Origin of the sequence: Phenylobacterium sp. (genome assembly GCF_030693805.1) — a bacterium.
In the GTDB taxonomy this organism is placed as follows: domain Bacteria; phylum Pseudomonadota; class Alphaproteobacteria; order Caulobacterales; family Caulobacteraceae; genus Phenylobacterium.
The window spans coordinates 1-6,914 of sequence record NZ_JAUXZW010000250.1 but is presented as its reverse complement, the minus strand read 5'-3'; the positions used below and the strand labels follow the sequence as shown (position 1 = coordinate 6,914).

The 6,914-nt window shown below is 67.2% G+C and carries 8 protein-coding genes and 2 pseudogenes; 5 read left to right on the top strand and 5 right to left on the bottom strand.

Going from position 1 to position 6,914, the window contains the following annotated elements:
* The 4 genes and pseudogenes from Q8M88_RS09665 to Q8M88_RS09650 form a co-directional block, all read right to left on the bottom strand.
* Nucleotides 1–423, bottom strand: a pseudogene (locus Q8M88_RS09665) (hypothetical protein); the annotation flags it as partial.
* Nucleotides 420–941, bottom strand: a complete 522-nt coding sequence (locus Q8M88_RS09660; protein ID WP_305596791.1) for a DUF6468 domain-containing protein — start codon at nucleotides 939–941, stop codon at nucleotides 420–422. The pseudogene Q8M88_RS09665 and the gene Q8M88_RS09660, both read right to left, overlap by 4 nt.
* Nucleotides 938–2,020 carry a flagellar motor switch protein FliM gene (fliM, locus tag Q8M88_RS09655; protein ID WP_305596789.1) on the bottom strand — a complete coding sequence of 361 codons (1,083 nt, stop codon included), beginning with the start codon at nucleotides 2,018–2,020 and terminating at the stop codon, nucleotides 938–940. Before fliM ends, Q8M88_RS09660 begins: the two co-directional genes overlap by 4 nt.
* A gap of 33 nt (nucleotides 2,021–2,053) precedes the next feature.
* On the bottom strand, nucleotides 2,054–2,662 hold the full coding sequence (locus Q8M88_RS09650; RefSeq protein WP_305596787.1) for a flagellar basal body-associated FliL family protein: 609 nt from the start codon (nucleotides 2,660–2,662) through the stop codon (nucleotides 2,054–2,056).
* 225 nt (nucleotides 2,663–2,887) lie between these two features.
* Between Q8M88_RS09650 and flgF the strand changes: the two genes are divergently transcribed.
* From flgF to Q8M88_RS09625, 5 genes are all read left to right on the top strand, one after another.
* The gene (flgF, locus tag Q8M88_RS09645; RefSeq protein ID WP_305596785.1) at nucleotides 2,888–3,625 is read left to right on the top strand and encodes a flagellar basal-body rod protein FlgF; all 738 of its coding nucleotides are present in this window, start codon (nucleotides 2,888–2,890) and stop codon (nucleotides 3,623–3,625) included.
* A 15-nt stretch (nucleotides 3,626–3,640) separates the two neighbouring features.
* Nucleotides 3,641–4,426 carry a flagellar basal-body rod protein FlgG gene (flgG, locus tag Q8M88_RS09640; RefSeq protein WP_305596783.1) on the top strand — a complete coding sequence of 262 codons (786 nt, stop codon included), beginning with the start codon at nucleotides 3,641–3,643 and terminating at the stop codon, nucleotides 4,424–4,426.
* A gap of 3 nt (nucleotides 4,427–4,429) precedes the next feature.
* Nucleotides 4,430–5,164: a flagellar basal body P-ring formation chaperone FlgA gene (gene flgA, locus Q8M88_RS09635; protein ID WP_371132663.1), complete on the top strand. Its 735-nt coding sequence runs from the start codon at nucleotides 4,430–4,432 to the stop codon at nucleotides 5,162–5,164.
* A 9-nt stretch (nucleotides 5,165–5,173) separates the two neighbouring features.
* Complete coding sequence (flgH, locus tag Q8M88_RS09630; protein WP_305596779.1) at nucleotides 5,174–5,908, top strand: flagellar basal body L-ring protein FlgH; 735 nt, start codon at nucleotides 5,174–5,176, stop codon at nucleotides 5,906–5,908.
* Between the two features lie 90 nt (nucleotides 5,909–5,998).
* Nucleotides 5,999–6,535, top strand: coding sequence for a hemerythrin domain-containing protein (locus Q8M88_RS09625; RefSeq protein ID WP_305596777.1), 537 nt, complete (start codon nucleotides 5,999–6,001; stop codon nucleotides 6,533–6,535).
* Between the two features lie 181 nt (nucleotides 6,536–6,716).
* Here Q8M88_RS09625 and Q8M88_RS09620 read toward each other — a convergent pair.
* A pseudogene (locus tag Q8M88_RS09620) lies at nucleotides 6,717–6,914 on the bottom strand (1-deoxy-D-xylulose-5-phosphate synthase); the annotation flags it as partial.

Genomic DNA, 6,914 nt, shown 5'->3' with positions numbered 1-6,914 from the left:
CAGCTTGCTCTCGGCCGCCGCCAGCAGCGCAAGTTGCACGTCGAGCTGCTGCTCGCGGCTGTCGAGCTGGCCGCGGCGCGCCCCCAGGCTTTGCAGGACCTGCAGTTCCGCGGGCGACAGTCCGGCTTCCTTGGCCAGTTCTGCGGCGGTGGGCGCGCAGACCGCGCCCGGCTTGATGCTGGCCGGTGGAAGCGCCGCCTTGGCGGCGATATCCTTGGCGGCGTCCAAGGCCGCGTCGGCTTTCTCAGCCTTGTCCTTCGAATCAGCCTTGGCGCCCTTCTCGGGCTTGGCCGCCTGCTCGGCGAACGCCTTGGCGCCGCTCAACAGGTCCGGCAGGTCGCGCGCGCCGGACAGCGCGTTGATGGCCAGCACGCCGCCGATGGCGATGCCGGCCAGCGGCAGGATGCGGGGGATCGGCTTCATTGACGGCCTCGCAGGGGGCTGCGGCTGCTGGCGGGTTCGAACAGGTCGTCGTCTAGCTGGGCGACGCCTCGGGCCAGCGCCTGCTCACGGCTGATCGGCAGGTCGGCGACGCGGGCGAGCCGTGGCTTGCCCTGGCGGGCTGCCGACAGCAGCGCGCCCAGACGGCCCTCGCTGCTGCGTTCGACGGCGATGTTGAGTTCCAGCGGCGGCGTCTCGTCGCGCGCAGTCGCGCCTTGCGGGGCCTGGGCGGTCAGGCGCTCCAGCTTGGCGGTGAGCACGCGGGCCTTGTCGATGCGGTCGGCCAGGGCCTCAGTCGCTTCGTCGGTTGCGGCGCGCAGGCTGGCCAGTCCCGTCTCGGCGCGGCGGGCGGCCTGATCCAGTTCGGCCACGGCCTTGGCGAAACCCTCCTGGCTGTCGCGCAGCGCGCGCAGGCGGCGGTTGAGGCGCCATCCCAGCACCAGGCTCGCGGCCAGCAGGCTGGCCAGCAGGAGGTTCAGTCCGATGGCGATGATGCTCATTTCGACCTCTGGATGGCTTCACGCGCGCTGGACGTCAGCGGCGCCTCGACGCGGATGGCGATACTCTGGTTGCGGCGGCCCATGCGGCCATGCGTCAGCGGCACCGAACCGGCGCGCAGCTCGATCAGGCTGTCGGGGGTGGCGTTCAACAGCACGGTCTGGCCGACCTGCAGGTTCAGCACTTCCTTCAGGCTGATCTGCTTTTCGTCCAGCACGGCGCGGACCTCGAGTTTGGTCGACCACAGCTCGGTGGCCAGGTGGCCCTCCCAGATGTTGTCGCGCCCGAACTTCTCGCCCATGAACTGCTGCAGCAGCATCTTGCGGATCGGCTCGAGCGTCGCATACGGCAGCAGCAGCTCGATGCGCCCGCCGCGGTCTTCCATGTCGATACGCAGCTTGACCAGGATGGCGGCGTTGGCCGGCCGGGCGATGGCGGCGAAACGCGGGTTGGTCTCCAGCCGGTCGAGGGTGAAGTTCACCGGCGTCAGCGGCTCGAAGGCGGCGCGCGCATCGGCCAGCACCACCTCGACCATCCGCTGCACCAGCACGCGTTCGATGGTGGTGTAGGGGCGGCCCTCGATGCGCATGGCGGCGGTGCCACGACGCCCGCCCAACAGTACGTCGACGATCGAATAGATCAGGTTCGAATCCACGGTCAGCAGGCCGTAGTTCTCCAGTTCCTCGGCCTTGAACACCGAGAGGATGGCCGGCAGCGGGATGGAGTTCAGATAGTCGCCGAAGCGGATAGAGGAGATGTTGTCGAGGCTCACCTCGACGTTGTCGGAGGTGAAGTTGCGCAAGGACGTCGTCATGTACCGCACCAGGCGGTCGAAGACGATCTCCAGCATCGGCAGGCGTTCGTACGAGACCAGCGCCGAGTTGATGATCGCCCGGATGCCGGTGCGCTCTGCCGCTTCGTCGTCGGACAGGTCGAAGCCCAGCAGGCTGTCGATCTCGTCCTGGTTCAGGATCCGCTCGCCCGCGCCGTTGTCGTCAGCCTCGGCGTTCTCCCACGCGCTCGGCCCCGCATCATCCGCGGTGGTGATGGCAGCGTCGTCGATGTCGGTGTTCTCGGCCATGCGTGTTCGCCGCCCAGGCGCCCTTTCGGGCCCCTAGTTGATCAGCATCTCCTCGATAAGCACGGCGTTCGCCTTGCCGGGCGCGATCACCAGATTGACGCGGCGCAGGATCTCCATGCGCAGCTGGTAGCTGCCTTGGCTGCCCGACAGGTCCTCGGGCCGCAGTTCGCGCAGGAAGGTCTGGAACATGTCCTGCAGCCTCGGCATGTTCGGATCCAGCTCGTCGACGGTCTCCTGGTCGGGGAGCTCCAGGGTCAGCTTGAGCTTCAGGAACGTGGGTCGCCCCTCGGCGGTCTGCATGTTCACCACCACGTCGGGCAGGGTGTAGAACAGCACGCCGTCCGGGCCTTCCTTGACCTCCGCGCCGCCGCCCTCGCCCTTCTTCTCGCCGTGGCCGCCCTTCTCTTTGTCTTTTTTCTTGTCCTTGCCGTGATTCTTCGCGTCCTCGGCATGGGCCGCGTCGGGCTTGGGTTTTAGGAACACGAAGGCCGCCGTGCCGCCGCCGCCCAGCACCACCAGCGCGGCCGCGCCGGCGATGATCAGCATCTTCAGCGGCAGCTTCCTTTTGCCAGGCGCAGCCTCGCCGTCCTCCCCCTCGGGGGCGGCCTCTTCCGGGGCTTCCTTGACCTTGTCCTTGGCCACGCGCGCGTTCCTTAGATTCTTGGCTCCTCCCCCATCGACCCTGCTTGGTTAAGGATCGGTTTTTAACGGACGTTAACGTGCGCCCTGACTTGCCCGGCAAATTCGGCCGAGCGGCGCGAATTAACCTTCTTTCAGATTGTTTTTATTGATCTTTCTGGTTGGCCTAAAGGTTGCAGGCTTTTGGCTCGTGAAAGTGTCGCAGCTTACCCTCAGCCAGGCCTAACGATGGACAACGCGCTCTACGTCGGACTCTCGCGGCAGATGCTGCTGCGACGCGAGCTCGATATCACCGCCAACAACATCGCCAACATGGACACCACCGGCTTCAAGGTGGAGAGCCTGATGGCCAAGACCGAGCCCCGCGCCCCGGCGGTCACCGCGCAAGGGCCGCGGCCGGTGAAATTCGTCATGGCCCACGGCGTGGCGCGCGATTTCACCCAGGGCTCGCTGCGCCAGACGGGGGGCAGTTTTGACCTGGCGATCGAGGGAAAGGGCTTCTTCAAGATCTCCACGGCCGACGGCGAACGCTACACCCGCGACGGCCGCTTCATGCTCGACGATCGCGGACGCATCGTCACCCAACAGGGCGACGCCCTGCTGGACGAAGGCGGCGGCGAAATCGTGGTCGATCCGCAGAAGGGCCTGATGACCATCGCCGCCGACGGCGCGATGAGCCAGGGCGCCGAGCGCGTCGGCAAGGTCGGCGCGGTGTCCTTCGACGAACTCTCGGTGCTTGAGAAGGTCGGCGACAACCTGCTGAAGAACAACTCGAACCTCCAACCCCAGGCGGCGACTGACGCCAAGGTGCGCCAGGGCATGCTGGAGGCCTCCAATGTCAAACCCGTCATCGAGATGAACCGGCTGATCGAGATCAGCCGCGCCTACGAGTCCATCACCCGGATGATGGAGAACGAAGCCGAACTGTCCCGCCGCTCGGTCGAGCGGATGGGTCGGATCCAGTAAGGAAAGTCAAAGTTCATGCAGGCTCTTCGCACCGCAGCCACGGGCATGGCCGCCCAGCAGCTGAACGTCGAGGTCATCTCGAACAACATCGCCAACATGAATACGATCGGCTTCAAGCGTCAGCGGGCCGAGTTCCAGGACCTGCTCTACCAGACGCTGGAGACGCCGGGCGCGCAGTCGTCGGACCAGGGCACCATCGTGCCCACCGGCGTGCAGGTGGGCGGCGGCGTGAAGGCCGGCTCGGTCTACCGGATCACCACCCAGGGTTCGATGACCCGTACCGACAACCAGTACGACCTGGCGATCAACGGCCGCGGCTTCCTGCAGGTGCAGATGCCGTCCGGCGAGATCGCCTACACCCGCGCCGGCAACCTCTCGACCAACGACCAGGGCCAGCTCGTCACCGAGGACGGCTATCTGATCGAGCCAGCGATCACCGTGCCGTCGGATGCGACCGCCGTGTCGATCTCCAAGGACGGACAAGTCCAAGCCATCCAGGCAGGGCAGACCGCGCCCCAGGTGGTCGGCCAGATCGAGCTGGCGACCTTCGTCAATGAAGCCGGCCTCGACGCCCTAGGCGACAACCTGTTCCACGAGACCGCCGCGTCCGGCCCAGCCACCACCGGATCCCCCGGGACCGCCGGCATCGGCACCCTGCTGCAGGGCTATACCGAGGCCTCGAACGTCGATTCCGTGGCCGAGATCAGCGCCCTGATCATCGCCCAGCGGGCGTACGAGATGAATTCCAAGGTGATCTCCACCGCCGACGAGATGCTGTCGGTTTCGAGCCAGATCAAATAGATGATCCGCGCTCTTATCCTTACTGGGGCGCTCGCGTTCGTCTCCGGCCAGGCTTTCGCCGGCCAGGCGGTCAGCTTGCGCAACGACCCACTCGACGACGACGGCGTCGTCACCCTAGGCGAACTGTTCGAGGGCGCGGGCGCCGCGGCCAAGACGCCCGTGGCCGGCAAGCCCGGCGCCTCGTTGACGCTCGACGCGGTGGCCGTGCAAGGCGCCGCCCGTCGCGCCGGCCTCGACTGGGCCAACGCCGAGGGCTACCGCCGCATCGTCGTGCGCTCCGGCGCGACCGCGCAGTCGTCGGCGGCCAAAGGCGGCGTCGACGTGCTGACCTACGCCCGCAACTTCAACGCCGGCGACGTCGTACAGCCGCAGGACCTAGTGTGGGGCAAGGCCGTCTCCGCCATGGCCGGCGCGCCGGTCGACCCGGCCGCGGTGATCGGCATGGCCGCGCGCAGGCCGTTGCGAGCCGGCGCCCTGGTCTCCACCCGCGACCTCGCCGCCGCCCTGGTGATCAAGGCAGGCGACACCGTCACCGTGGCCTACGAGAACGGCGGCATATCCCTGTCGCTGATCGGCAAAGCGACCGCCCAGGGCGGCGTCGGCGACACCGTCTCGATCCTAAATCCGGCGTCGAAGAAGGTGATCCAAGCCGTCGCCACGGGTCCGGGACAGGCTTTGGTCGGCCCCGCCGCCGACGATTTCCGCGCCCAGCGCGCACCCCAGTACGCCCTGCGTTAGAGGCACATCATGCGTCTTTCCCTGCTCGCCCTCCTCGCCATGGCGCCGCTCGGCGCCTGCACCACCGTGACCGAAGCGGTGCGCGGCCCCGAACTGGCCCCCGTCGGCTATCCCGCAGCCCTGGTGCCCCGCAACCAAGAAGTGATCCTGGCCTCGGCCCGCGATCCGGGCCCCTCGCCCGCCGGCCCCAACTCCCTGTGGCGAGCGGGCGCACGCGCCTTCTTCATCGACCAGCGCGCCAGCCGGGTCGGCGACATCCTGACCGTGCAGATCGATATCGACGACAGCGCCAAGACGTCGAACTCCACGTCGAGCTCACGCACCTCCGAGGTCAACGCCGGCGTCAGCAACTTCTTCGGCCTGGAATCCAGCCTCGGCCGGGTGTTCCCCGGCGGGTTCGATCCGGCGAACGCGGTGGGCGCCGGCTCCAACTCGTCCAACGCCGGCTCGGGCGCAGTGACGCGCTCGGAGAAGATCAGCCTGACCATCGCCGCAGTGGTCAGCGCGGTGCTGCCGAACGGCAACATGGTGATCCAGGGCACCCAGGAGGTGCGCACCAACGCCGAACTGCGCCAGCTCACCGTGGCCGGCATCGTGCGGCCCGAGGACATCACCTCGTCCAACACCATCCGCCATACCCAGATCGCCGAGGCGCGGATCAGCTACGGTGGTCGCGGCGACATCAGCCGGGTGCAAAAGACACCCGCCGGCCAATCGATCGTCGAGCGCTTCACGCCCTTCTAAGGACCTACGGAACCGCCACCCCGGGCGGGTGTTTGCAAGGCTTACGCGCCACGGGGCGCATGCAGACATCTACCGAGGGAGGCACTATCCATGGCGACTTCCGCCACCACCGCCAAGACTAAAGCCGCGAAGACGACCGCGCGCCGCACGCGCCGGACCGGTCGGCGCGACCCGCTGGCCATCACCCTGCTGAAGGCCGACCACCGCGAGGTCGACGCCTGGTTCGACGAGTACGAGCAGCTTGAAGCCGACGCCGAAAAGTTGGCGTTGTTCAACAAGATCGCGCTGGCCCTGAAGGTGCACACGCGGATCGAGGAAGAGATCTTCTACCCCGAGGTACGCGGCGCGGTCGAAGACGACATGCTGGACGAGGCCTATGTCGAGCACGACGGCGCCAAGAAGCTGATCGCCGAGATCGAGGCGATGCAGCCGTCCGAGGAATACTACGACGCCAAGGTCAAGGTGCTCGGCGAGTACATCAAGCACCACGTCAAGGAAGAGGAACAGCCGGGCGGCATCTTCGCCCAGGCCAAGAAGGGCGACGAAGACCTCGACGCCATGGGCGAACGCATGAAGGCCCGCAAGGAAGAGCTCATGGCCGAGATGGCCAAGCCCAAGGCGAACTAGATGCGCTCCGTGGCCCCTTCTCTCCTTGCGGGAGAAGGTGGCCTGCGGATGCAAGCTTGATGAGGGGTCGAGAGCCGTCTGCGGATAGCTTGCCGCTTCAGAAACTCTGAGTTCTGAGCGACCCCTCACCCGACCCTCTCGCAGCCGGTGCTCGCGCGAGGGGGAAGGACGCGGGAAGTCCCTAAGCTCGCCGCCCCGCGGCGGCGGCGTTGTCGACACCTAGTGCGACCAGGGCGGCGGCCATGATGCCCTCGGCGTCGAGGCCGGCTTCAGCGTACATCGCCTCGGGTTTGTCATGCTCCTGGAAGATGTCCGGCAGCACCAAAGTGCGGACGCGCAGGCCGCGATCCAGCGCGCCGTGCGAGGCCAGCGCCTGCAG

Bases quoted from the DNA above. Each gene is read 5' to 3' on its own strand.
- flgH (WP_305596779.1), top strand. From the start codon at position 5,174: ATGCGTCTTTCCCTGCTCGCCCTCCTCGCCATGGCGCCGCTCGGCGCC.
- flgF (WP_305596785.1), top strand. From the start codon at position 2,888: ATGGACAACGCGCTCTACGTCGGACTCTCGCGGCAGATGCTGCTGCGA.
- Q8M88_RS09625 (WP_305596777.1), top strand. From the start codon at position 5,999: ATGGCGACTTCCGCCACCACCGCCAAGACTAAAGCCGCGAAGACGACC.
- flgG (WP_305596783.1), top strand. From the start codon at position 3,641: ATGCAGGCTCTTCGCACCGCAGCCACGGGCATGGCCGCCCAGCAGCTG.
- Q8M88_RS09660 (WP_305596791.1), bottom strand. From the start codon at position 941: ATGAGCATCATCGCCATCGGACTGAACCTCCTGCTGGCCAGCCTGCTG.
- fliM (WP_305596789.1), bottom strand. From the start codon at position 2,020: ATGGCCGAGAACACCGACATCGACGACGCTGCCATCACCACCGCGGAT.